The sequence below is a fragment of the Micromonospora sp. NPDC049060 genome (assembly GCF_040649055.1).
Lineage (GTDB): Bacteria > Actinomycetota > Actinomycetes > Mycobacteriales > Micromonosporaceae > Micromonospora > Micromonospora reichwaldensis.
Genome location: NZ_JBEZEV010000003.1, coordinates 101,890 through 124,499, shown reverse-complemented (window position 1 = coordinate 124,499; position 22,610 = coordinate 101,890). Strand labels below are relative to the sequence as shown.

The 22,610-nt window shown below is 74.1% G+C and carries 19 protein-coding genes; 5 read left to right on the top strand and 14 right to left on the bottom strand.

Features of this window, described 5'->3' with window-relative positions:
• Positions 1-6: 6 nt before the first annotated feature.
• From AB0B83_RS02475 to AB0B83_RS02430, 10 genes are read right to left on the bottom strand one after another with little or no spacing between them, the layout of a single operon-like run.
• Complete coding sequence (locus AB0B83_RS02475) at positions 7-1,257, bottom strand: type III PLP-dependent enzyme (protein WP_357576635.1); 1,251 nt, start codon at positions 1,255-1,257, stop codon at positions 7-9.
• Positions 1,250-2,749: a class I adenylate-forming enzyme family protein gene (locus AB0B83_RS02470; RefSeq protein ID WP_357576634.1), complete on the bottom strand. Its 1,500-nt coding sequence runs from the start codon at positions 2,747-2,749 to the stop codon at positions 1,250-1,252. Before AB0B83_RS02470 ends, AB0B83_RS02475 begins: the two co-directional genes overlap by 8 nt.
• On the bottom strand, positions 2,746-3,984 hold the full coding sequence (locus AB0B83_RS02465; protein WP_357576633.1) for a phosphopantetheine-binding protein: 1,239 nt from the start codon (positions 3,982-3,984) through the stop codon (positions 2,746-2,748). Before AB0B83_RS02465 ends, AB0B83_RS02470 begins: the two co-directional genes overlap by 4 nt.
• Before the next feature lie 10 nt (positions 3,985-3,994).
• A complete protein-coding gene (locus AB0B83_RS02460) occupies positions 3,995-5,326 on the bottom strand; it encodes a TrpB-like pyridoxal phosphate-dependent enzyme (protein ID WP_357576632.1) in 1,332 nt (443 codons plus the stop codon).
• On the bottom strand, positions 5,323-5,592 hold the full coding sequence (locus AB0B83_RS02455; RefSeq protein WP_357576631.1) for a phosphopantetheine-binding protein: 270 nt from the start codon (positions 5,590-5,592) through the stop codon (positions 5,323-5,325). Before AB0B83_RS02455 ends, AB0B83_RS02460 begins: the two co-directional genes overlap by 4 nt.
• Entirely contained in the window at positions 5,589-6,869 is a 1,281-nt protein-coding gene (locus AB0B83_RS02450; protein WP_357576630.1) for a glutamate-5-semialdehyde dehydrogenase, read from the bottom strand. The genes AB0B83_RS02455 and AB0B83_RS02450 overlap by 4 nt, the downstream gene beginning before the upstream one ends.
• Complete coding sequence (locus tag AB0B83_RS02445) at positions 6,866-7,606, bottom strand: SDR family oxidoreductase (RefSeq protein ID WP_357576629.1); 741 nt, start codon at positions 7,604-7,606, stop codon at positions 6,866-6,868. The genes AB0B83_RS02450 and AB0B83_RS02445 overlap by 4 nt, the downstream gene beginning before the upstream one ends.
• A complete protein-coding gene (locus AB0B83_RS02440; protein WP_357576628.1) occupies positions 7,603-8,328 on the bottom strand; it encodes an alpha/beta fold hydrolase in 726 nt (241 codons plus the stop codon). The genes AB0B83_RS02445 and AB0B83_RS02440 overlap by 4 nt, the downstream gene beginning before the upstream one ends.
• A complete protein-coding gene (locus AB0B83_RS02435) occupies positions 8,325-11,519 on the bottom strand; it encodes an amino acid adenylation domain-containing protein (protein ID WP_357576627.1) in 3,195 nt (1,064 codons plus the stop codon). The genes AB0B83_RS02440 and AB0B83_RS02435 overlap by 4 nt, the downstream gene beginning before the upstream one ends.
• On the bottom strand, positions 11,516-11,764 hold the full coding sequence (locus tag AB0B83_RS02430) for a phosphopantetheine-binding protein (RefSeq protein ID WP_151453764.1): 249 nt from the start codon (positions 11,762-11,764) through the stop codon (positions 11,516-11,518). The genes AB0B83_RS02435 and AB0B83_RS02430 overlap by 4 nt, the downstream gene beginning before the upstream one ends.
• Before the next feature lie 770 nt (positions 11,765-12,534).
• Between AB0B83_RS02430 and AB0B83_RS02425 the strand changes: the two genes are divergently transcribed.
• Genes AB0B83_RS02425 through AB0B83_RS02415 form a run of 3 tightly spaced genes read left to right on the top strand, consistent with a single transcriptional unit; the run spans position 12,535 to position 17,356 of the window.
• Entirely contained in the window at positions 12,535-13,893 is a 1,359-nt protein-coding gene (locus AB0B83_RS02425) for an MFS transporter (protein ID WP_357576626.1), read from the top strand.
• Positions 13,890-15,440: an amino acid adenylation domain-containing protein gene (locus AB0B83_RS02420; protein WP_357576625.1), complete on the top strand. Its 1,551-nt coding sequence runs from the start codon at positions 13,890-13,892 to the stop codon at positions 15,438-15,440. The genes AB0B83_RS02425 and AB0B83_RS02420 overlap by 4 nt, the downstream gene beginning before the upstream one ends.
• A gap of 41 nt (positions 15,441-15,481) precedes the next feature.
• Entirely contained in the window at positions 15,482-17,356 is a 1,875-nt protein-coding gene (locus AB0B83_RS02415) for an AfsR/SARP family transcriptional regulator (protein ID WP_357576624.1), read from the top strand.
• A gap of 80 nt (positions 17,357-17,436) precedes the next feature.
• On the opposite strand, the gene AB0B83_RS02410 is transcribed toward AB0B83_RS02415, so the two are convergent.
• Positions 17,437-17,832: a RidA family protein gene (locus AB0B83_RS02410; protein WP_151455537.1), complete on the bottom strand. Its 396-nt coding sequence runs from the start codon at positions 17,830-17,832 to the stop codon at positions 17,437-17,439.
• A gap of 235 nt (positions 17,833-18,067) precedes the next feature.
• Here AB0B83_RS02410 and AB0B83_RS02405 point away from each other — a divergent pair, with 235 nt between their 5' ends.
• A complete protein-coding gene (locus AB0B83_RS02405) occupies positions 18,068-19,045 on the top strand; it encodes a zinc-binding dehydrogenase (protein WP_357576623.1) in 978 nt (325 codons plus the stop codon).
• A gap of 9 nt (positions 19,046-19,054) precedes the next feature.
• Here AB0B83_RS02405 and AB0B83_RS02400 read toward each other — a convergent pair whose 3' ends face one another.
• The 3 genes from AB0B83_RS02400 to AB0B83_RS02390 form a co-directional block, all read right to left on the bottom strand.
• On the bottom strand, positions 19,055-19,717 hold the full coding sequence (locus tag AB0B83_RS02400; protein WP_357576622.1) for a class I SAM-dependent methyltransferase: 663 nt from the start codon (positions 19,715-19,717) through the stop codon (positions 19,055-19,057).
• Between the two features lie 246 nt (positions 19,718-19,963).
• On the bottom strand, positions 19,964-20,563 hold the full coding sequence (locus AB0B83_RS02395; protein ID WP_357576621.1) for an ATP-dependent Clp protease proteolytic subunit: 600 nt from the start codon (positions 20,561-20,563) through the stop codon (positions 19,964-19,966).
• A 138-nt stretch (positions 20,564-20,701) separates the two neighbouring features.
• Entirely contained in the window at positions 20,702-21,199 is a 498-nt protein-coding gene (locus tag AB0B83_RS02390; protein WP_357576620.1) for a helix-turn-helix transcriptional regulator, read from the bottom strand.
• 206 nt (positions 21,200-21,405) lie between these two features.
• On the opposite strand from AB0B83_RS02390, the gene AB0B83_RS02385 reads away from it, so the two are divergent.
• Complete coding sequence (locus AB0B83_RS02385) at positions 21,406-22,419, top strand: potassium channel protein (RefSeq protein ID WP_121396762.1); 1,014 nt, start codon at positions 21,406-21,408, stop codon at positions 22,417-22,419.
• Positions 22,420-22,610: the final 191 nt, after the last annotated feature.

The following is a 22,610-nucleotide window of genomic DNA, read 5'->3' as shown; positions in this document are numbered from 1 at the left end:
GTCAGATCAACCCCTGTCGCTGCCGATGACGGTGTGCCGGGTGAGCTCCAGCCGGGTCACGCCGGTGATCCGGCCCCCGGCGACGGTGACCTCGACCGGCATGGGATGCGCGAGGAAGGCCACCAGGCTGGCGTAGAGGCCGTACGCGCCCACGTTGGGCACGGCGACCAGCTGGCCCGGGACCAGTGGCGGGAGGGCCGCGGCGCGGGCCCACGTGTCCAGCGGTGTGCACAGCGGCCCGGTGACGATGGTCCCGGGCACCGGCGCGCCGGCCGCCGCGTCCACGGTGACCAGGTCCGGCACGATCGGCGGCAGCCGGCGCAGCCCGGACATCCCGCCGAGGTGGTGGATGCCCGACTCCAGCACCACCACGGTGGCGCCCTGCGACCGCTTCACGTCCAGGACCCGGGTGACCAGCGTGCCGCAGGTGCCGACCAGGTACCGGCCGGACTCGAAGGCGACGCCCGGCCCGCGCTCCGGCCAGCCCGGGAAGGCGTCGCCCAGCAACGCCGTCAGCCGGTCCGCCAGCTTCGGCAGCTCCGGCCGGGTGCCGGCCCGCGCGAAGGGCGCCCCGAAGCCGCCGCCCAGGTCGATCAACTCCGGCTGCGTCCCGGTCGCCGCCGCCAGCCGCCGTACGGTGTCGACGGACTGGGTGAACTGGGCGAGCAGGGCGTCCTCGCCGTCGACGTTGCTGCCCATGTAGAGGTGGAACCCGACCGGGGACACGTTCCGGCGCGGCCCGAACAGCTCGGGCCGGTCCAGCACCCAGCGCACGTCCGCGCCGAACTGCGAGGCGACGCCGGTCATGGTGAGCCCCTGCCCGGGGGCCGGGGTGTCGTCGTTGATCCGCACCAGCGCGCGTACCTCGACGTCGTGCTCGCGGGCCACCCGGTCGAGCTGGTCCAGCCCGTACGGCGAGTCGACGGAGAAGAGCCCGACGCCGGCCCGTACGGCCTCGGCCAGGTCGACGTCCCGCTTGCCGGGGCCGGTGTAGAGGACCTCGGCCGGGTCGCAGCCGGCCGCCAGCGCGACGCGCAGCTCGCCGGGGGAGCAGACCTCCGCCCGGCACCCCGAGGCGGTGAGGTCGGCGACCACCGCCGGGTGCGGGTTGGCCTTGAGCGAGTAGAACAGCTCGGCGGGCCCGGGCAGGGCGGCGCGCAGCGCGGCGTACGAGCGGGCCAGTTCGTCGGTGTCGTAGAGGTACGCCGGGGTCTGCGGCGCGTCCGGCCGGTCGAAGATCTCCGCGAGCTCAGACACGGGCGCGCTCCGACCACATCCGGTACAGCTCCGCCCGGTCGACCTTGCCGTTGCGGGTCAGCGGGATCTCCGGCACGACCAGGCAGGTCCGGGGCGTCTTGATCTCGTCGAGTTCGGTGCGCAGCGCGGCGAGCACCTCCGGCGCGGTCAGCTCGGTCACCGCGAACAGGGTGGCCGAGTCGCCGCCGTCCTCGGCGCGGGGCGGCAGCACGGCGGCGGCCTGCACCTGCGGTATCCGGTACGCCGCCGCCTCGACCTCGGTGACGCTGACGCGGATGCCGCGTTCCTTGTAGATGTCGTCGCGCCGGCCGACGAAGTAGAGGTAGCCGTCGGCGTCGAGCCAGCCGTGGTCGCCCGTGCGCAGCTGGGGGAAGAGCCCCTCGGCGCGGGGGAAGCGCTGCGCGGTGAGTTCCGGGCGACGCCAGTAGCCGGCCATCACGTGCGGGCCGCGGACCACGATCTCGCCGACGGTGCCGGGCGGCACCGCCGCGCCGTCCGCGTCCACGATCAGGATCTCGGTGCCCGGCAGGGCCCGCCCGGAGGCGCCGGGCCGGCGCAGGTCCTCGTCCACCGGCATGATCGCGGCACGCTTGCACTCGGTGAGCCCGAACATCAGCTGTACGCGCAGCGTGGGGATCCGGGCGCGCAGGTCGCGCAGCACCTCGGGCGGCATCGCCGCGCCGGTGTTGGTGAGCAGGCGCAGCGCCGGCACGGCCGTGCCCGGGCGGGACAGCATCCGGGCCAGGCCCCGGGCGAGGGCGGGCACGGCGGGCAGCACGGTCGCGCCGCTGTTCACCAGGTGCCGGGGCAGCGTCGGGCCGGTGTCGGCGGGGGAGGCCAGGTGCAGCCGGGCGCCGGCCAGCGTGCTGAGGAAGATCTGGTACATGCCGTAGTCGAAGGAGAGCGGCAGGGCGCACCACACGACGTCGTCGGCCCGGTAGCCGAGCTGGGCGGCGATGGCCCCGGCGGCGAAGACCACCTGCGCGTGGGTGGAGACCACCGCCTTCGGCATGCCGGTGCTGCCGGAGGTGTAGATGAGGCAGACCGGGTCGACGGCCAGCGGGGCCGCCGCCGGCTCGGCGTCCGGGCCGTCCCGCACGATCCGGCGCAGCTCCGCCGAGCCGACGGTCGGCACCCCGTGCTCGGCGGCCACGGCGAGCGCCCGGGGGCTGTCGGTGACCAGCAGCGCCGGCTCGGCGTCGGTCAGCACGTGCGCCAGGGCGATGGCGGGGGACTGGTCGTTGACGACGCTGAACACGGCGCCCGCCCGGGAGCAGGCGTACAGCAGGGCGGGCAGCAGCGGGTCGGTGGGCAGGCAGACCACCACCCGTTCGCCCCGGCGGACACCCCGCCCGGCCAGCCAGCCGGCGAGCCGCCGGCTGGCGGCGTCCAGCTCGCCGTAGCTCTGGACCAGGTCGCCGTGCGCGATCGCCGGCGCGTCCGGCCGGGCGGCCGCGGTGCGGTCCAGCAGCTCGTGCAGCAGCCCGCTCACCGGCCCGACACCCCCTGCGTCGCCGGCCGGGCACGCTCGAACACGGCGCCCAGCGAGTCGAGGTCGTGCAGGGCCGGGCCGGTGAGGTCGTCCGGGTCCAGCTCCACCCCCAGCCGTGCCTCCGCCCGCTCGATCACCTCGACCAGCCGGAACGAGTTGAAGCCCGACAGCGTCCGCAGTGGACGCCCGTCGACCGGCACCTCCGGGCCGACGCCGAGGACGCCACGCACCTCGTCGGCCAGCACCTCGCGGATCCGGCCCGGGTCGGCGGCGGATCCGTCCCGCGGCGGCGGCACCGGCCCGGCGTCGGCGAGCCGTCCGGCGAGCGCCACGTCGTCGCGCAGCAGGCCCGCGAGCTGGTCGAGGACGGGGGCGGGGAAGACGCCGCCCCGGCGCACCCGGCGCATCGCCACGTAGCTCTGACTGGCGAGCGCGAGCCAGGCGTCGGCGCGGGCGGCGGCCTCCCGTGCCGCGTCGGCGGCGTCCGGGTCGCCGGCCAGCCAGGCGGCGTGCAGGGCCCGGGACCGGCCGAGCAGCCACACGTCGAGGACCAGTTGGGCCGCCGCCTCCGCCTCGCCCGCCCGCCGTCGGACCGCCGCCAGGTAGTCCTCGATCCGGTCGGCCTCGGCGCGCAACGCGGCGGCGTTCTCCCGCAGCACCGCCGCCCGGTCGAGCACCGGAGCGCCGTCGGCGACGACGGTCATCGCGGTCGCTCGGGGCACCGCCGCGTCGAAGTCGGCGGTCGACATCCGCCACGTCCCCGGCCGCGCGTCACCCCACTGGGTGGAGTTGTGGTAGCCGTCGACCACGACGCAGTGCTCACCGGCGTCGACCAGCAGGAAGCTGTGCTCCATGTGCTGGTTTCCGGCGTACGGCAGCCAGCTCATGGTGAACGTGTCGGCGACCACGTAGAGCGGCGAGTGCGCCGCCACCAGCTCGCGCAGCCGCGCGCCCGGCACGTCGTCCCAGCGTCGGGCGACCCGCAGGCCGAGCAGGTCGGCCGCCTCGGCCAGCCGCTGGTCCACCGACGCGGTCACCGCCGGCGTCCCGGCCGGCCCCTCGACGGTGTGGAAGCGCAGGGTGGCCCCGAGCGCCAGGTGCGCGCCGGGCCCGTAGGCCCGGTCGGCCAGCGCGGCCAGGTTCACCTGGACGCAGTCCAGCAGGTCGGCGCGGAGACCGGTCAGCACCGGCGTCCACTCCCGGCTGCGCGTCGGCACCGCAGGCACAGCGACCATGTCACGCCCTTCAGATCTCGTGGACCGCGCGGAGCGACGCCGTCGCCGCCCGCAACGCGTCCGCGTCGGCCGGCCGGTCCTCGGGCAGACCGGCGAGGAGCTTGTCGTACGCGGCCAGGTCGAGCAGGCCGTGTCCGCTGACGCAGACCAGCACCCCGTGCCGCGCCGGGTGCCCGGACTCGCGCCCGGTCGCGACCCGGGCGGCGGCGGCCAGCGCGTGACCCGACTCCGGCGCGGGCAGCACCAGCTCGGTCAGGGCGAACGTCCGGCCGGCGGTCAGCGCCTCCCGCTGGCCCACCGCCAGCGCCGAGATCTGGTCCCGGTGCCGCATGGCGGAGATGAGCTTCGCCGCGCCGTGGAAGCGCAGCCCGGCCGAGTGCGACGCGGGGATCGCGTAGCCGCTGCCGATCGTGTACATCGGCTCCATCGGGCCGGTGCCGGTGGAGTCGGTGTGGTCGTAGGCGTACACCCCACGGGTCAGCTTCGGGGTGGCGCTGGACTCGACCGCGATCAGGTCGGCGGGCACGTCCAGCTCACCGGCCCGCCAGGCGGCGAAGAACGGCAGGGCCAGCCCGCCGAAGTTGCTGCCGGCGCCCACGCAGCCGATCACCGCGTCCACGGTGGCGTCGACGGCGGCGAGCTGGTCGATCGCCTCCAGGCCGATCACCGACTGGTGCAGGATGCTGTACGTCTCGCCGCTGCCGATGCAGAACGCCCGCTTGGGATCCGCCCGGGCGTACTCGACGGCCTCGCCGATGGCCAGCGCGAGGCTGTTGCCCTGCCCCGGCCGCTCGGCGGCGGCGCGTCCCACCCCGGTCAGCGGGCTGGGACTGGCGTGCAGCTCCGCGCCGTAGAGCCGCATCAGGCTGCCCCGGTACGGCTTGTCGCGCAGGCTCCCGCCGACCATGAAGACGGTGCAGGCCATGCCGAACGCGGCGCAGGCGGCGGCGAGGGCGCTGCCCCACTGCCCGGCGCCGGTGCCGGTGACCAGCTCCCGGAAGCCCGCCCGGTGGTAGTAGTGGGCCTGCGCCAGCGCGGTGTTGAACTTGTGGCTGCCGGAGATGTTCCCGCCCTCGTACTTGACGTAGATCGGGACGGTGGCCCCGATCTCGGCCTCGAAGCGGCGGGCCCGCCACAGTGGCGCCGGCCGGTAGGCCCGGTAGCGCTCGGCCACCGGCTCCGGGATCGGCCAGAACTCCCGGGCCGACACGCTCTGCCGGATGAGCTCCAGGGGCAGGGTGGCGGTCACCGGGCCGTCGGTGTCCTCCGGTGTCACGTCCGCGGGCAGTTCGTAGCCGAGGTGCGGCAGGACGCTGCGCCAGGCCCGGGGTGTCTCGGTCACGACTCCTCCTTCACCACGTCGGCGACGACGTCGACCAGGTCCGCGACGGTCGTGAAGACCCGCCCGGCGAAGATGTCGTCCGGCAGCGTCACGTCCAGCTCGTCCTCCAGCCGGACGAGCATGCCGAGGAAACCGAGCGAGTTGACCCGCAGCAGGTCGCCGTTGAGCGGTTCGAGGTCGTCGACCGTGGCGGGGTCGACCGCGAGCCGGGACTCGCGTACGACCAGCCGTTTCACCGCCTCGTTGATCAGGGACCGGTCCGTCATGCCGCCTCCGTCCCGTCGCCGCGCAGCCTGCCCCCGGCGTCGACGACCCAGCTCCAGGTCAGCAGTGCGGACAGGTCGACGGGCCCGCGTACGTGCAGCCGACCCGTGCTGATGGACAGCTCCGGTCCCAGCGCCATCGTCGGACCGTCGTGCAGGCGCAGGGAGCCGTTGACCACCAGCGCGGCGGCGTCCACCCTGGCCAGGAACCCGTCCACGACCGTCGGGTCGGTGGCCACCACGCCCTCGGTGTGCCGGGAACCGAAGCGGCGGATGTGGGCCGCCGCCTCGTCGAGGCCGGCGACGGGCCGGATGCCGACCGCGCGTTCCAGGAACTCGCGGCCGTCGTCGGCGGCGGTCAGCTCGGCCACCGGCGCCCCGGCGGGCACGGCGGCGGTCAGCCGGGGGTCGACCCGCAGCAGCCACGGCTCGGTCAGCCCGGCGCCGGCCCGCAGCAGGGCCCGGGTCAGCTCCTCGGCCACGTCGGCGTGGGCCAGCACCAGTTCGAGGGTGTTGCACGCGGTGGGCTCGCCCAGCTTGCTGTCGAGCGCGATCCGGGCGGCCAGTTCCAGGTCGGCGCTGCGGTCGACGTAGAGGTGGTTGACCCCGCCGCCGCTGGCGATGACCGGGATGGTGGAGCTGGTCTGGCAGTAGTCGATGAGCGTCGGGCTGCCCCGGGGGATCAGCACGTCGACCGCGTCGTGCCGCTTGAGCAGGGCCCGCACCAGCCGGCGGTCGGGGTCGGTGACGATCCGTACGGTGCCGGCGGGCAGCCCCGCGTCCGCCAGCGCCTGCCCGACGACGACAGCGAGGGCCCGGTTGGTGGCCGCGATCTCCGACCCGCCGCGCAGGACGGCCACGTTGCCGACCGCCACCGGGAGCAGGGCGCCCTCCACCGTCACCGTCGGCCGCGCCTCGAAGATCATCAGAACCACGCCGAGCGGCTTGGGTTGCCGGCGTACGGTGGCGCCGTTGCCGGCCCGGTGTCCCTCGGTCGGCGCGGTCACCGCCGGCAGCGCCGCACGGGTCCGCGCGATCAGGTCGACCAGCGCGTCGAGGTGGCGCTTGCCGAGCGCCAGGCGGTCCACCAGCTCGGGGCCGAGGCCCGCCTCGGTGCCCCGGGCCACGTCGGTGGCGTTCGCCGCCAGGACGTCGGCCCAGCCGGAGGCGAGCCGGTCGGCGAGCGCTTCGCAGTACCGGTCGTAGCGCCCGTCGCCGGGCGGGGGCAGCTCGGCCCGGGCCCGCGTCGCGCCGTCCAGGATCTCGTCCACATCGGTCACCACATGAACTGCCCACCGTCCACGATCAGCTTCTGCCCGGTCAGGTATCCACTCGCCGGCCCGACGAGGAACTCCAGGGCGTCGGCGATCTCCTCGGTGGTGCCGATGCGGCCCCGGGGGATCTCCGCGACCACCGCCGCCCGGGCGGCCGGGTCGTCCAGCCGGAACCGGGTCACCAGCTCGTCGGTCTCGGTCATGCCCGGGATCAGGCAGTTGACCCTGATCCGGGGCGCCAGCTCCAGCGCCAGGCACTTGGTGAGCTGGAGCAGGCCGGCCTTGCTGGCGCAGTAGTTCACGCCGTTGCGGCGGGGGCGGATGCCGGTGGTGGCCCCCACGTTGACGATCACGCCGTCGCGCCCGGCCGCCAGCATCGCGGGTGCGAACGCCCGGGTCAGGTGGAAGACGCCGGAGAGGTTGGTGTCGAGCACCCGCCGCCAGTCCTCGGTCGACATCTCCAGGAACGGCCTGTCGATGTTGATGCCCGCGTTGTTGACCAGCACGGTCGGCGGGCCGTGCTCCGCGAGGACCGTCTCCACGGCGGCGTCGACCGCGGCGGCGTCGCCGACGTCGAGCCGGACCGGGTGGAACGCGGCGCCGAGCTCGGCCGCCGCCGACGCCGCCGCGACGGCGTCACCCCGGTACGGCGCGACCACCCGGTGCCCCAGCTTCACCAGCCGGCGGCTGAAGGTGAGCCCGATGCCCCGGGTGCCGCCGCTGACGACCGCGAGCGGGCTCATCGCAGCACCGCACCGGAGGCCCGGCCGAGGAACGGCGTCACCTCGTCGACGAGCTGCGGCAGGCGCTCGGGGTCGAAGACGTCGAAGTGCCCCGCGTCGAGCCGCCCGGCGCTCAGCTCCGGCGCCAGTTCCCGCCACCGGGCCTCGGCCTCGGCGCGGAACCCGAACTCCTCGTCGGTGCACATCAGCATCAGCACCCGGCCGGCGTACGGCCGTTCGGCCCGGTAGTCGGCGAGGGCGGCGACCTGGGTGTCGAAGACCCGCCGGACCCGCTCGACGGTCGCCGCGGCGGGGCGCGGCCCGAGCATCCCGACGACGGTCTCGCGGACCCGGGCGTCCTCCTCGGCCGTGGCGCGGCGCGGCAGCGGCGTCGCGTCCACCAGCACCAGGTCGGGCAGGTGCCCCCGCTCGGCCAGCCGGACGCACAGCTCCCAGGCGACCGAGCCGCCGAGGGACCAGCCGAAGACGGCCGCCGGGACGGTGCCGTCCGCGTCCAGCGCCTGCGCCGCCGCGTCGGCCATCTCAGCGATGCTGAGCTCCGGCTCCTCGTCGGGCAGCAGGCCGGCCGCGCGTACGGCCGCGACGTTGTGGGTCTTGCCGATGGCCGCGGCGAGCCGCAGGTAGGGCTGTAGCCCGCCGCCGGCGCCCGGCAGCAGTACGCACGCCGGTCGGGCGCCCCGCCGCAGCAGGGGGACCAGCCGGCCGGGGAGCCTGGTCGTCACGGCGTCACCGCCGCTTCGTCGCCGCCGCGTCCCGTGCGGACGAGCCCCGCGAGGGTGGCCACGGTGGGCGCGGCGAAGAAGTCGACAAGCGGCACCGCCACTCCGTAGCGTTCCTGCACCTCGGCGAGGGTGGTGAAGATGTTCAGCGAGTGGGCGCCGTACTCGATGAGCGGGCGGTCCGGCCGGATGCCTTCGACGTCGAGCACCCCGCCCCACAGCCCGGCCAGCTCCCGCTCCAGGTCGTCGGCGTATGCGACCTCGGCGGTGTCGGCGCTCTGCTGCTCGACCAGCAGCTCGTCGGCGAGCCGCAGCAGGGCGTCGCGGTCGGTCTTGCCGGTCGGCGTGGTCGGGACCCGGTCGACCGGGAAGATCCACAGGGGACGCATGTAGACCGGCAGCGCCGTGGTCAGCCGTTGGCGGACCTGTTCCGGGTCGACTGTGGAGTCCGCGTCGGGACGGACGAACAGCCCGAGCTCCCGGTCGGACCCGGAGCCCCGGACCACGGCCACCGACTGTCGGACGCCGTCGACCTGGTTCGCGACCGCCTCGATCTCGCCGAGCTCGATCCGGTATCCCCGGATCTTGACCTGGGTGTCCATCCTGCCCAGGAAGACCAGGTCGCCCCGGTCGTCGCGGACCACGAGGTCCCCGGTGCGGTACATGGTCGCGTCGGGCGCGCCGGAGAACCGGTCGGGCACGAACCGCTCGGCCGTGATCTCCGGGTCGTTGATGTAGCCGTCGGCGGGGCAGTCCCCGCCCAGGAGCAGCTCGCCGGCGACGCCGGGCGGGGCGAGGTGGCCGGTGGCGTCGACCACGTACGCGCTCACCCGCGGGTACGGCTGGCCGATCGGCACGTGGGTCGGCCACACCGCGTCCCGGTACGACAGCCGGTGCGAGGTGACCGCGTGGGTCTCGGTGGGGCCGTACAGGTTGACCAGGGTGCAGTGCGGGTGGGCGAGGAAGAAGTCGCGGATCTCGTCGTCGACGATGAGCTGCTCGCCGGAGACGCACAGGTAGCGCAGCGCGGGCAACCGGGTGCCCCGGCTCGCGGCGGTCTGCACCAGGGGGCGCAGCGCCGCGACCGGCAGGTAGACGTGGGTCACCTCGGTCCTGGCGATCCGGCTGAGGACGGCGGTGAACATCCGCCGGTCGGCCGGCTCGCGGGAGACCACCGTCCCGCCCGCCGCCAGGGTCGGCAGGATCTCCTGGAAGGAGACGTCGAAGCCGAGCGGGGCGTACTGGAGGAAGCGGGTCTCGGCGTCCATGCCGAGGGCCGCGATCTGCCAGCTCGTGAGGTTGGCCAGGGGGCGGTGTCCCATCTGGACGCCCTTGGGCTGCCCGGTGGAGCCCGACGTGTACATCACGTAGATCGGGGCGTCGGGGTCGGCCAGCGAGTCGGGCACCGGCTCCGTCGTGGCGGCCAGGTCCGCCACCGCGACCGTGGGCACGTCGGGCACCAGGGCCTCGCCGACGACGAACTCGCAGCCGGCCCGCCGGACCATGTACTCCAGCCGCTCGGCGGGCAGGCCCGGATCCAGGGGGAGGTACGCCGCGCCACGGCGGAGGATGGCCAGGATGGCGGTCACCGTGTCGCAGAGGGTCGTCGCGGCGAGGCCCACCACCGCCCGGGGGCCGACGCCGTGCGCGGCGAGCCCGGCGCTGATCCGCTCGGCCTCGGCCAGCAACTGGCGGTAGTCGAGCCGGCGGGTCGGGTCCTCGATCGCGGGGGCGTCGGGCCGCTGCCGGGCCGCCGCCGTCACCCAGTCCCAGGGCGTGTCGCCGGTCAGCGGGCTGGTCCAGCCGTCGGAGCGGACGCTGGCCGCGGCGGAGGCGTCGGCGAAGAGGTCGCCGAGCCGTTGCGAGCCGTCCCGGACCGCCCCGCGTACGGCGTCGCGCAGCGAGGTGAGCAGCCCGTCGGCGACGACAGGTGCGACGAGCTGCCGGTCGTACTCGAGTTCGAGCAGCCAGCGGCCGTCGACGGGGGTGGCGCCCAGCCAGAGGTCGAACTTGGCGGTGCCGTTGCCGGGCTCCAGGACCCGCAGCACGGCCCCGCCCGGTTCCGGCGTGAAGGTGTCCTGCATGGCGAGCATCGCCGAGAACAGCGGGTTGCGGTTGCTGGACCGGTCGGGCCGTACGTCGGCGACGAGCCGGTTGAAGGTGACGTCGACGTTCGCGCGGCAGAAGTCGATGGACTCCCGGACCACCTTGCCGAGATGCTCGTCGACGGTGCGGCTCCACTCCACGTCGACGGTGACCGGCAGCGTGTTGACGAAGAAGCCGCCGAGGTCGAAGGCGCCGATCGTGCGGCGGGCCATGAACGGGCTGCCGACCAGGACGCTGGACACGTTGCCGTGCCGGGCCAGCACGGTCCCGTAGATGCCCGAGAAGAAGACGAAGGGGGAGATCTCCAGCCGCCGGCAGGTCTCCGACAGCGCGGCCGTCTCGGCCGCGCTCAGGTACCAGCTGACCCGGTCGCCGGTGAACTCCGTCTGCGCGGCGCGGCCTGGCAGAGGGGCCAGCACCAGGGGCGGGACCTCCCGCAGCCGGGCCGCCCACTCCCGGGACCGGTCGACGACGCGGTCGGAGGTGGCGGTGCGGTTCTGCGCCGCCAGCTCCTTGACGAAGGCCTTCTCGCGGGCGGCGCGCCGCTGCTCGGCCTCCGCCCCGGCGAGGCGGCCGGCCAGTGCCTCCTGGAGGTCCCGCACCAGGGGCCCCATCGACACGCCGTCGAGAATGATGTGGTGGTCGCAGAGGAGGACGGCCACCCGGGGCTCGTCAACGCAGCGGACGACGGCGAAGCGGTACGCGGGGCCGTTGGCCAGGTCGAACTCGGGTCGGCCGATCCGCCGCTGCGCCGCTGCGACGGCCTCCTCGAAGTCGCGCAGCCGGGCCGTGACCCGTTCGAGCGGGAAGTCCTCCGGACCCGGCGGCGGGGTGAGCCGCGCGTGCATCTCCGGAAGCAGCCCGAAGACCTGGCGCATCGCCGGCTGGACGGCGACCACAGTGGCCAGCGCGCGCTCGATCGTCTCGTCGGGGATTGACGGGTCGATGTCGAAGCGGACGAGCTGGTTGTAGACGGCGCGGCCGGGCGAGCGTTCGTTGACGACCAGCAGCCCCTTCTGCGACTCGGTGATCGGCAGTCGCACCGGCCCGGTGTCCGTCGCGGGTTCCGTCCCGGCCGTCGTGGTCACCGTGCGCCCCCGGTCTCGGCGCCCACGGCGCTCAGCTCGCGTAGCCACTGCTTGAGGTCGCCGACGGTGCGGAGGTCCACGAGGCGGGTGGCGTCGATCTCCGCGTCGTCGTCGTCGGCCAGCTCGACGGCGAGCCGAAGCAGGGACAGCGATTCGAGGCCGGCCTCCAGCAGGGGGGTCGAGTCGTCGAAGGCCACCGACGCGTACTTCGCGATCGTCGTGTCGAGGTCAGCTGGAGTCGTCATCCCTGCTTCCCGTTCACCTGAGGTCGGCCGCGCCGCAATGATCGGAAACCGGGCGAGGAGCCGGGCCGCCGATCGAGGTGGGGGTCGACTGAATTTGCGCTTGGAAGTTCTACGGGTCCGAGCATCCCGGCGCCGATGTTCTCTCGATGTTCCCGGGATGGAATGTCGTTGGTCGCTGATTCGGGCGGCACCCGGGAGCCCGTCCGGCTCCGGGCGGGTACGGCGTAAAAAGGGGCGCTGGCCAGTGGCGGAGGCGGGGCGGCGGTGCCCGGCGGGGCGGCAATGCCGCCGTAATCGCCTCAGATGCGGCACCGGGCGACAGAAACGCCCGTACGTATTATTCGGGTCCCGGTGGACTGTCGTGGCCGCCGCCGGAGGAGCCGGCCGACCCGCTGACGTGAGGATGGACACGTTCCCCCGGATGACCTATGGTGCAACCAGCGCAACGCAGAGTATTCCCATAAGGCGCGAAAGGGACCTTCCGCTATTGTTGGAGCCGCCTGTCGATACCCGTACGACCGCCCTGTCAACGCGCGGACCCCGATGACCTGCGACTCCGTTCAGCCCCGGCGACCGGTTCGATCGGAATTGCCGGCGATGGCCGGGGCGGAAGTGCCGGATCGGTCCCCGACCCGCTCGGCATTGCGTGTCAGCTAATTGACAAGCACGGCCGGGTAAATGGTCCCTTACCGTTTGTCCGGGTGCTGTGCGAACTTCGCGGCGGAGTTCCGATTCACTTCTCCCAATTCAAGACCGTGCGAGGGATTGTCGTGGCCACAGCTCAAACCACAGCGCAGGCGGATCCGCCCGGAGCCAGGCGGAACGAATGGATTCTGGTCATCTTCACGGGCACCACGAACATCGCCGACGCGGTGGCCCGGATCGCCCTCCCGCTGCTAGCCGCCCAGATCAGTCGATCACCCGTCGTGGTCACCGCCGTCGCGGCCATCATGAGCCTGCCGTGGTTGGTGGCCGCGCTGCACGTCGGCGTCTTCGTCGACCGGATGGACCGGCGGGCCCTGCTGATGGGCGCCGAGATCGCCCGGATGGTCTCCGTCGGCGCGCTTCTCGTCGCCGTGCTCGCCGCGAGCCCGACCCTGGCGCTGATCTACGCCGCCGCCCTCGTCATCGGCCTGGCTGACGTGGTGGCCGGGATCGCCGGAGTCTCCATCGTCCCGTCGGCCGTGCCGAAACACCGCTGGGAGACCGCCAACGCGCGGATCACGGCCCTGGAATACCTGTTCAACGGCTTCGCCGGCCAGCCGATCGGCGGCTTCCTGGTGGCGGTCGGGTTCGGGCTCGCGCTCAGCGTCACCGGGTTCGCCTACGTGGCCGGCGCGGTCCTGCTGCTCCTGCTGGTCGGCAACTTCAAGGTCGCGGCCCCCGCGCGCAAGCGCTCGGTCAACGAGGACATCCGCGAGGGCCTCCGGTTCCTCTGGCAGCACCGGCTGCTCCGGACGATGGCGCTGCTCATCGCGATCATGGCCGGTTGCTGGGCGGCGTGGCTCGCCCTCATCCCGGTCTACGCCGTCGGCGGCCCGCTCGGCCTCGACGAGCGGCAGTACGGCTTCCTGCTCACCGGCCTCGGCGCGGGCGGGGTGATCGGCACCGTCATCGTCGGGCCGGTCAACCGGTGGATCGGCCGACGCTGGTCCATGTTCACCGACATCGTGGGCGCCTTCGCCCTCGTCGCGGCCCCGGCGCTGCTGCCCGCCGCGCCGTCCAGCGCCTGGGCCATCGGCGCTGCGGCGTTCCTCGCCGGCGCCGGCGGCACGATGTGGACGGTCAACTCCCGGTTCATCACGCAGTCGCTGGTGCCGGCCGACATGCTCGGCCGGTTCAGCGCCGCGAGCCGCCTCGTGGCCTGGGGCATGACCCCGGTCGCCGCGATCCTCGCCGGCGTCCTCGCCGAGTTCTTCTCCTACCAGGTGGCGTTCGGCTTCTTCGCGGTGCTCTGCGTACTGCTGATCTACCCGTTCTTCAAGGTGGTCACCCGGGAACGCATGGCGGAGGTCGACGGCCCGGCCGCCGCCCCGGCGCCCGGCGACCCGGACGACAGCGGGGACGCCGGCACCGCCGACGACGGCGGGGACCTGCCGGAGGCGGCGACCACCGGCGGCTCCCGGTGAGCGCGGACGGCCCGACGCTCTTCCAGGGGTTCACCGACACGGTCCGCCGGCATCCCGACGCCCCGGCGCTGCGCGTCGCCGGGCACGAGCTGACGTACGCCGAACTCCTGGACCGGGTCGAGCGGCTGGCCACCCGGCTGGTCGCCCTGCACGGCCGCCCGCCCCGGGTCGTCGGGCTCTGCGCGTCGCGCAGCCTCGCGGCGTACGTCGGCTATCTCGCCACGCTGCGGCTGGCCGCGACCGTCGTGCCGCTCGGCCCCGACGCGCCGGCGGAACGGATCCGGCGGACCTGCGCCCACGCCGGGGTGGACGCGCTGCTCGCCGACGACGCGGGCGGCCGGGTGGCCGACGAGGCGGCCGGGCCGGTCGGCGTCCTGCACCTGCCCGACACGCCGGAGCAGCGCTGGTACGACGTGCCGGCCGAGCGGTGGACCGACGCGTACGCCGGCGGCCCCGACGACGTCGCGTACACCCTGTTCACCTCCGGATCCACCGGCACGCCCAAGGGGGTGCCGATCCGGCACCGCAACCTCGCCCCCTACCTCGCGCACTGTGTGCGGGCCTACCAGGTGGGGCCGGGGTCACGGCTGTCGCAGACCTTCGAGCTGACCTTCGACCCGTCGGTGTTCGACATGTTCGTCGCCTGGTCGTCCGGCGCGCTGCTGGTGGTCGCCGCGCCCGGCGACACCCTGGCCCCCGTCCGCTACGTCAACGACAACGGGATCACCCACTGGTTCTCCGTACCGTCGGTGATCTCCCTGGCCCGCCGCCTGCGCACCCTGCGTCCCGGCAGCATGCCGGGCCTGCGGTGGAGCCTCTTCGCCGGTGAGCAGCTCACCCTGGCCCAGGCGCGGGCGTGGGCGGACGCCGCACCGGGCAGCACCCTGGAGAACCTGTACGGGCCCACCGAACTCACCGTCACCTGCACCCGCTACCAGCTTCCCGCCGATCCGGCGCGGTGGCCCCGCACCAGCAACGACACCGTGCCGATCGGGCGCATCCATCCGCACCTGGAGGGGGTCCTGCTGGCGGCCGACGGGACCGCCGGGGACGACGGCGAGCTCTGCGTGCGGGGCGGCCAGCGGTTCGACGGCTACCTCGACCCCGCGCAGAACCCCGGCCGGTTCGTCGACCACGACGGCCGCCGGACGACGCCGGTCGACGGCCCGCCCGGCCCGGCGAGCTGGTACCGGACGGGGGACCGGGTCCGCCGGGAGGACGGTGAACTGGTCCACCTGGGCCGGCTCGACGACCAGGTCAAGATCCATGGCTACCGGATCGAGCTGGGCGAGATCGAGTCCGTCCTGCGCCGGCACCCGGGGGTGCACGACGTCGTCGTCCTGGCGCTGCCCGGTGCCGGAGCGGTCGAGCTGCACGCGCTCTACACCTGCGACACCGTGGCGGAGGCGGCCCTGGCGGACCTGGTGGCCGACCACCTGCCGCCCTACATGGCGCCGGCGCGGTACCACCGGGTCGAGTTCTTTCCGGTCAACGCCAACGGCAAGGTCGACCGCCGGCGGCTGGCAGCGGACGTCGGACTGGTCTGAACGGCGCCGACTCCCACCACGCTCACGAATCGAGAGCAGAGATGCCCATCCCGCGGCAAGCACCACCCGCCCGCCTGCGTTTCCGGTTGATGGGGCCGGTGGAGTTCCACGACGGCGTCCAGTGGCGGGGCATCGGGTCGGCGAAACAGCGCGCGTTGCTGGCGATGCTGCTGCTCAAGGCCGACCAGGTGGTGTCGCTCGAACAACTGGTGGCCGAACTCTGGGACGACAACCCGCCGGCCTCGGCCAGCGGCCTCGTCGCCGGGTACGCGTGGCGGCTGCGCCGCGCCCTGAACGACCGCGACGGCCGCGTCCTGACCACCCGCAGTCCCGGCTACCGCCTGGTGGTCGCCGCGGAGACGATCGACATCGGCGAGTGTGAGCGGCTGATCAGGCAGGCCCACGCCGACCTCGCGGCCGGCCTGCCGGACGCCGCCGTCGAGGGGTTCGACGCGGCGCTGGCGCTGTGGCGTGGCGCCCCGCTGGCCGACGTCCGGCCGACCCCGCTGGTGATGGCCGAGGTGGCCCGCCTGGAGGAGACCCGGATCGCCACGGTCGAGGCCCGCATCGGTGCCGAGCTGGAGCTGGGCCGGCACGGCATGCTGCTGCCGGAACTCAAGGTGCTGGTCAGCCAGCATCCCCTGCGGGAGCGCCTGCACGCCCACCTGATGACCGCCCTGTACCGCGACGGCCAGCAGGCGGTCGCCCTGGGTGCGTACCGCGACCTGCGGCGGTTGCTGGTCGACGAGCTGGGCATCGAGCCCAGCGAGTCCCTGCGCGACCTGGAACAGCGGATCCTGCGCAACGATCCGGCGCTGCGGCTGCACCATCCCGGGGCCCGCCCACCCGTACGGGTGGTCACATCGAGCCCGCCGGCCTCCCGGTTCCCCGCCGACCCGGTGGCCCTGCACGGGCGGGGGGCCGAGCTGGGCCGGCTCGTCAAGGGTGTGCGGTCCGGGCGGCCGGGCGTGGTCCAGGGGCTGGCCGGCGCCGGCAAGACCGCCCTGGCGGTGCGCGCCGCACACGAGCTGGCCGCGGAGCATCCGGGCGGGTCGGTGTTCGTACCCATGGGCGGGGGGACACCCGACGGGCCGGCGGAGGCCGCCCGGGCGGTGCGGGTCCTGGCCGAGGCGCTCGGGTTGTCGTCGCCGACGGGCGACCACCCCGCGTCGGGCTGGTCCGCCCTGTTGACCGGCCGTCGGGTCGTGGTCGTCCTCGACGACGTGGCCACCGCCGCCCAGGTACGCGTCCTCGGGCCGATGCCCGTCGGCTGCGCCCTGATCGTCACCTCACGCTCCGGGATGACCACCCTCGACGGGGCCACCCGGGTCTCCGTCGGCTCCCTGGACGCGGACGACGCGCTCGACATGCTCCGGTACCACCTCGGCGCCGAGCGGGTGGACGCCGAGCCTGAGGCGGCGCGCACGCTCGTGGAGCGCTGCGACGCGCTGCCCCTGGCCCTGCGGATCGCGGCCGCCCGGCTGGCGACGCGGCAGAACTGGTCGCTCGCCGCCTTCGCCGAGCGGCTGGCCGATCCCGCCGCCCGGCTCGACGCCCTGGTCTGCGAGTCGATGTCGATCCGGGACTGCCTTGCCGGCGCGGTGCGGGTGCTGACCCGGTACGGCGACGGCGACGGCGTGGCGCTGCGGGCCCTGCGGCTGCTGAGCCGGCTGGACCGGGGCCTGGTCAGCGTGTCGAACCTCGCCGCGCTGTCGGGCCAGCCGATGGCCGCCGCCGAGGTCGCCGCCGAACGCCTGGTCGACGCGGGGCTCGCCGAGGCGCTGCCGGACGCCCGCTACCGGATCCCCGAGCTCGTCCGCGCCCACGTGCGCGAACTGGGCCGCAGCCCGGAGTGCGACCAGGTGGTGGCCCTGCGCGGTCAGCATTCCCCCACGACTGCCCGGCCGCGCCGGTGAGCCGGCCCGAACGGGCCCGTGGCGCGGCGGCCCGGCTGCCGGCGGCTGATCGTCGCCTGACCGGCCGTCGGACGGGCCGGTCAGGCGACGGCGATCGCCTCGATCTCGATGATCCACTCCGGGTCGAAGATCCCGGTGACGATCACCGTCAGCGCGGGGCGGTGTGCGCCGAGCACCTCGTTGCGGACCTTGGTGTTGACGTCGGCGTGCCGGCGGTCGGCCAGGAACGTGGTCACCTTGACCAGGTTGTCGACGTCCATGCCGGCGTCGGCGAGGACGGCCCGGATGTTGTCCCAGACCAGCCGGCACTGCGCCTCGGGGGTGGCCGGGACGTGGCCGTCCCGGGACTGGGGGATCTGCCCGCTGATGAACAGCATCCGCCCGGCGGTCTGGACCTCCAGCGCGTTGTGGTAACCGCCCGTGGCCTCCGGCACCGACTCGGGGTTGATCGGCCTCATCTGCATGGTCTCGATCACGTGTAGTCCTTCCGATTGTCCGGGGGAATCCGGATTACGGACTGTGACCTTAGTCTAAAGGTCGTCCCGGGGGACCGAATCCCGGACGGACCGGAACCGCGTCTCGTCCGGGTGCTTCTGATACCCGGATCGGGCTCTCGCCCAACCTTCCCCGGCGACGGGAACCACGATGGTGGTGCCGACAGTCTGACTCCGGGGTTGACCTGAAGCGGGATTGAGGTTGTCGGATGGGGGCATGCGTGCCATTCGGCTTCACGAGTTCGGTCCCCCCGGAAACCTGGTGCTCGACGACCTGCCCGACCTGACACCCGGCCCCGGCCAGGTCCGGATCGCGGTGTCGGCCAGCGGCGTGCACCTGCTCGACACGACCCTGCGCCGGGGCGAGGCCGGCGGCCCGCTCCCGCTGCCCGACCTGCCCACCGTCCCCGGCCGCGAGGTCGCCGGCGTCGTCGACGAGCTGGGCGAGAGCGTGGACGGGGCGTGGCGCGGGCGGCGGGTCGTCGCGCACCTGGGCATGGTGCCGGGCGGGTACGCCGAGCAGGCGGTCACCGACGTGGGCTCCCTGTACGCCGTACCGCCGGGGCTGAGCGACGCCGAGGCGGTGGCCGCGGTCGGCACGGGCCGTACCGCCCTCGGGGTCTTCGATCTGGAGCCGCCGACGGCGGACGACGTCGTCTTCATGCCGTCGGCGGCCGGCGGGGTCGGCTGGTTGCTGGCGCAGGCCGCGCGGACGACCGGCGCCACCGTGGTGGCGGCGGCGCGCGGTGCCGACCGGACGGCGAAGCTGCGCGAGCTGGGCGCGGACCTCGTGGTGGACTACGGCCACCCGGACTGGATCGAAACGGTGCGGGACCGGGTCGGCGGCCTGAGCCTGGTGTACGACGGGGTGGGCGGCGCGGTGGGCCGGGCCGCCCTGGAGCTGACGCGGCCGGGCGGCCGGTTCATGATGTTCGGCTGGTCGGCGGGCGAGGCGACCCGGATCGACACCGGCGACGTCATCGGCCGGGGCCTGACCGTGGGCTGGCTGGGTCAGCGGCTGCGCGCCCTGCCCGGCGGCATCCCGGCGCTGGCCGCCCGGTCGCTGGAGCTGGCCGGGCAGGGCTGGTGGCGACCGCTGGTCTCGACCTACCCGCTGGCCGACGCCGCCACCGCGCACGCCGACCTGGAGGGACGCCGGGCGCTCGGCAAGGTGGTGCTCACCGTCGCACGCTGACCCGGCGCCTCAGCCGGCCGGCCGGCGGGCCACCAGGTACGCCTGCGGCGTGCGTTCCGGCTGGCCGCCGAAGGCCTCGGGCTCGCGCACCAGCCGGACGCGGACGTCCAGCCCCGCGTCGGTCAGCAGCTCGGCGACCCGGTCGGGTCGGCGGCGCCGGAATTCCAGCGAGACCGGGTGGCCGAGCGCCTCGGTCAGGTGCAGCGGCTCGTCGCCGACCTGGAACGCCAGCACCAGGTGACCGCCGGGCGTCAACGTCCGGTGGAAGTCCGCGAAGGTGGCCGGGAGCAGGTCGTCCGGGACGTGGATGGTCGAGTACCAGGCCACGATGCCGCCGAGGGAGGCGTCGGGCAGCCCCAGATCGGGCATCGCGCCCACGTCGAAGCGCAGGTCGGGGTGGGCCCGGCGGGCGACCTCGACCATCCGCGGGGAGAGGTCGATGCCGAACGCGTCGAGCCCGAGCCCGTGCAGGTACCCCGTGAGCCGGCCGGGGCCACAGCCGACGTCGGCGACGGGCCCGTTACCGGCGGCGCGCACGAGGTCGGCGAAGGCGGTGAGAACCGCCCGCTCCCACGGGTTGGCGACCAGTTCGTCCTGGAACCGCTCGGCGTAGTCGACGGCCAGGGCGTCGTAGGACGATCGGGTGTCATGCGGGTGCTCGGATTCGATCACGCCCAGGCACGCTACCGGTCCTGCGCGCCGGACGGCGAACACCTGCGCTACGCGGCGTAGGCGGACGTAACGAGAATTGTGCACAAGACGCTGCGCCGGCAGTCCGCGCGGATTCCCACTGGCGGGAATAGGCTCCGTCTATCGGCGGCCAGCACGGCGATGGCCATCGCGTACCGGAGGTCGGACGCGGATCGAGGGGGCGCGTCCGGCGCCGGTGTCGCCGCCTCCCGTCGCGGCCCGGCTCCGTCAGCTCCCCGGGAGCTGCTCGGCCCTCGTGACCACCCGGTCGATCAGGCCGTACTCGCGGGCCTGCTCGGCGGTGAACCACCGGTCGCGGTCCCAGTCCCGCTGGATCTCCTCCAGGCTGCGCCCGCTGTGCCGGGCGATCAGCTCCTGCATGGTCCGCTTCACGTGCAGCATGTTCTCCGCCTGGATCGTGATGTCCGCGGCGGTGCCGCCCATCCCGCCGGACGGCTGGTGCATCATGATCCGTGAGTGGGGCAGCGCGTAACGCTTGCCGGCCGTGCCCGCACAGAGCAGGAACTGCCCCATCGAGCCGGCGAAGCCGAGCGCCACCGTCGCCACGTCGTTGCGGACGAACCGCATCGTGTCGTAGACGGCCATACCCGCGCTGACCGAGCCACCCGGCGAGTTGATGTAGAGCACGATGTCCCGCTCCGGGTCCTCGGCGGCGAGCAGCAGCATCTGGGCGCAGATCTGGTTCGCCGAGGCGTCGGTGACCTCGGTGCCGAGGAAGATGATCCGCTCCTTCAGCAGCCGGTCGAACACCTGGTCGCCGAAGGACGGCTGCCCACCGTCAAACATCCGCACGTCGAGACCGATCATCGCGTCCGCCCTTCCGGCACTGCCGGCGGGCGCCCGGAGGGCGCCCGGGGGACCGGCACGTCCAGCCTGCGCGGAACGGGACGCGCGAGGCCAGCCATTCTGCCGGCGGCAGATCAGCCGACGGCAGAACCGGCCGGCCTAGACGACGGTCAACGTCCGCGCGCCCGCCCGCGTCCGCCCGCAGCCCAGCGCGACGCGGGTACGCGGGCCGGAGCGCCCGCCCACGGCGGAGGCGGGCCGCCCGACCCGCAGGGTCGTGCCGCCCGGGCGCGGAGCCAGGTGGAGCAGGGGGCCACCGGCCCGGGGAGCGACCCGCACGGCCGGGGTGACGGCGTCGGGCCGGCCGACCTCCGCCCGCTCCAGCCGGGCCAGGCCGGCCCGGGGCGCGGCCGGGATGCGCGGCTCGACCCGACGCAGGTCGTCGCGCGCCTCCTCCAGCAGGTCGGACAGGTGGATGCCGAGCGCCCGGCAGATCGCCGCGAGCACCTCCGAGGAGGCCTCCTTGCGACCGCGTTCGACCTCGGACAGGTAGGGCACCGACACTCCGGCGGCATCGGCCACCTCGCGCAGCGTGCGGCCCTGCCGCAGCCGGAGCCGGCGCAGCACCCCGCCGATCACTCGTCGCAGCAACGACATGCGGGCCTCACTCTCGGGCTCGTCGTCCGGGACACCCCCATCATGCCCCCTGTCGGGCGCGCGGGTCGTCCCGTCGTGCCGCGCGTCGGCGGGTGAGCCGGGGGTGAGCCGTGGCGCCCCGGGTCGACGACCCCGCCATGCGAGATCCGCGAAGGCCGCTATGTTGTGGTCGTGCAGGCGACGACAGGGCCGGGACAGGTCCTCACGTGATCCACTTTCCCGCCCAGCGACGGGGCCCCCTGAGCGCGCTGAGTCTCCGGCTGGCCGCCGCCATCGGCCTGGTCTTCGCCACCGTCGCCGTGGTCTACCTCGACCGGGACGGCTACCGCGACGTCAACGAGGACGCGCTGACCCTCCTCGACTGCTTCTACTACGCGGTGGTCACCCTCTCGACCACCGGCTACGGGGACATCACCCCGGTCAGCCAGACGGCCCGGCTGATCAACGTCGTCTACATCACGCCGGCCCGGGTGATCTTCCTGATCATCCTGGTCGGCACCACCCTGGAAGTGCTGACCGAGCAGTACCGCACCGGGCGTCGCCTGTCGCGGTGGAGGAGAGCCGTGAAGGACCACGTCATCATCTGCGGCTACGGCACGAAGGGCCGCAGCGCGGTCTCCGCCCTGCTCGAGAACGGGCTCGACAAGTCCCGGATCGTGGTGGTGGAGCGCAGCGGTCCGGCGCTGCGGCAGGCCACCTCGGCCGGCCTGGTGGCGATCGAGGGCTCGGCGACCCGCTCGTCGGTGCTCAACGAGGCGCACGTACGCAACGCCAAGGCGGTGATCATCGCGACCGACAGCGACGACGCCTCGGTCCTGGTGGCGCTGACCGTACGGCAGCTCACCGCCGGGCAGGTGCGGATCATCGCCGCCGCCCGGGAGGCGGAGAACGCCCCGCTGCTCAAGCAGAGCGGTGCCCACCACGTGATCGTCTCCTCGGCCACCGCCGGCCGACTGCTGGGCCTGTCCACCTCGGCCCCGCCGCTGATCGACGTGGTGGAGGACCTGCTCACCCCCGGCCAGGGCATGGCGCTGGCGATGCGCTCCGCCGAGCGCTCCGAGGTGGGCCGCTCCCCCCGCGAGCTGGAATCGCTGGTCATCGCCCTGGTTCGCCGGGGCAAGGTGGTCACCCTGGCCGACAAGGCCGGCGCGGTCATCGAGACCGGCGACATGCTGGTGCACGTACGCGACGACCGCCCGCAGGCGACCACTGCCCCCTGATCCGTGGTCGCCCTGTCCCCTGATCTGTAGTCGCCCTTGGCCTCCGGTCGTTCTGGCCTGCGGTCGTCCTGGCCTCCGGTCCCTTGGCCTGCGGTCGTCCTGATCGGTCGGGCGTTGGCGGCCGGTCGCAAACGTCCGATCCGGGAGGCCCGAGCCGTCACCCGCTCTTCGCGTGGACAACGCACCATCTG

What these genes read in the sequence shown, in the direction of transcription:
- AB0B83_RS02445 (WP_357576629.1), bottom strand. Translation starts at nt 7,606, where the DNA reads ATGAGCCCGCTCGCGGTCGTCAGCGGCGGCACCCGGGGCATCGGGCTC.
- AB0B83_RS02465 (WP_357576633.1), bottom strand. Translation starts at nt 3,984, where the DNA reads ATGGTCGCTGTGCCTGCGGTGCCGACGCGCAGCCGGGAGTGGACGCCG.
- AB0B83_RS02415 (WP_357576624.1), top strand. Translation starts at nt 15,482, where the DNA reads ATGCCCATCCCGCGGCAAGCACCACCCGCCCGCCTGCGTTTCCGGTTG.
- AB0B83_RS02405 (WP_357576623.1), top strand. Translation starts at nt 18,068, where the DNA reads ATGCGTGCCATTCGGCTTCACGAGTTCGGTCCCCCCGGAAACCTGGTG.
- AB0B83_RS02390 (WP_357576620.1), bottom strand. Translation starts at nt 21,199, where the DNA reads ATGTCGTTGCTGCGACGAGTGATCGGCGGGGTGCTGCGCCGGCTCCGG.
- AB0B83_RS02395 (WP_357576621.1), bottom strand. Translation starts at nt 20,563, where the DNA reads ATGATCGGTCTCGACGTGCGGATGTTTGACGGTGGGCAGCCGTCCTTC.
- AB0B83_RS02430 (WP_151453764.1), bottom strand. Translation starts at nt 11,764, where the DNA reads ATGACGACTCCAGCTGACCTCGACACGACGATCGCGAAGTACGCGTCG.
- AB0B83_RS02455 (WP_357576631.1), bottom strand. Translation starts at nt 5,592, where the DNA reads ATGACGGACCGGTCCCTGATCAACGAGGCGGTGAAACGGCTGGTCGTA.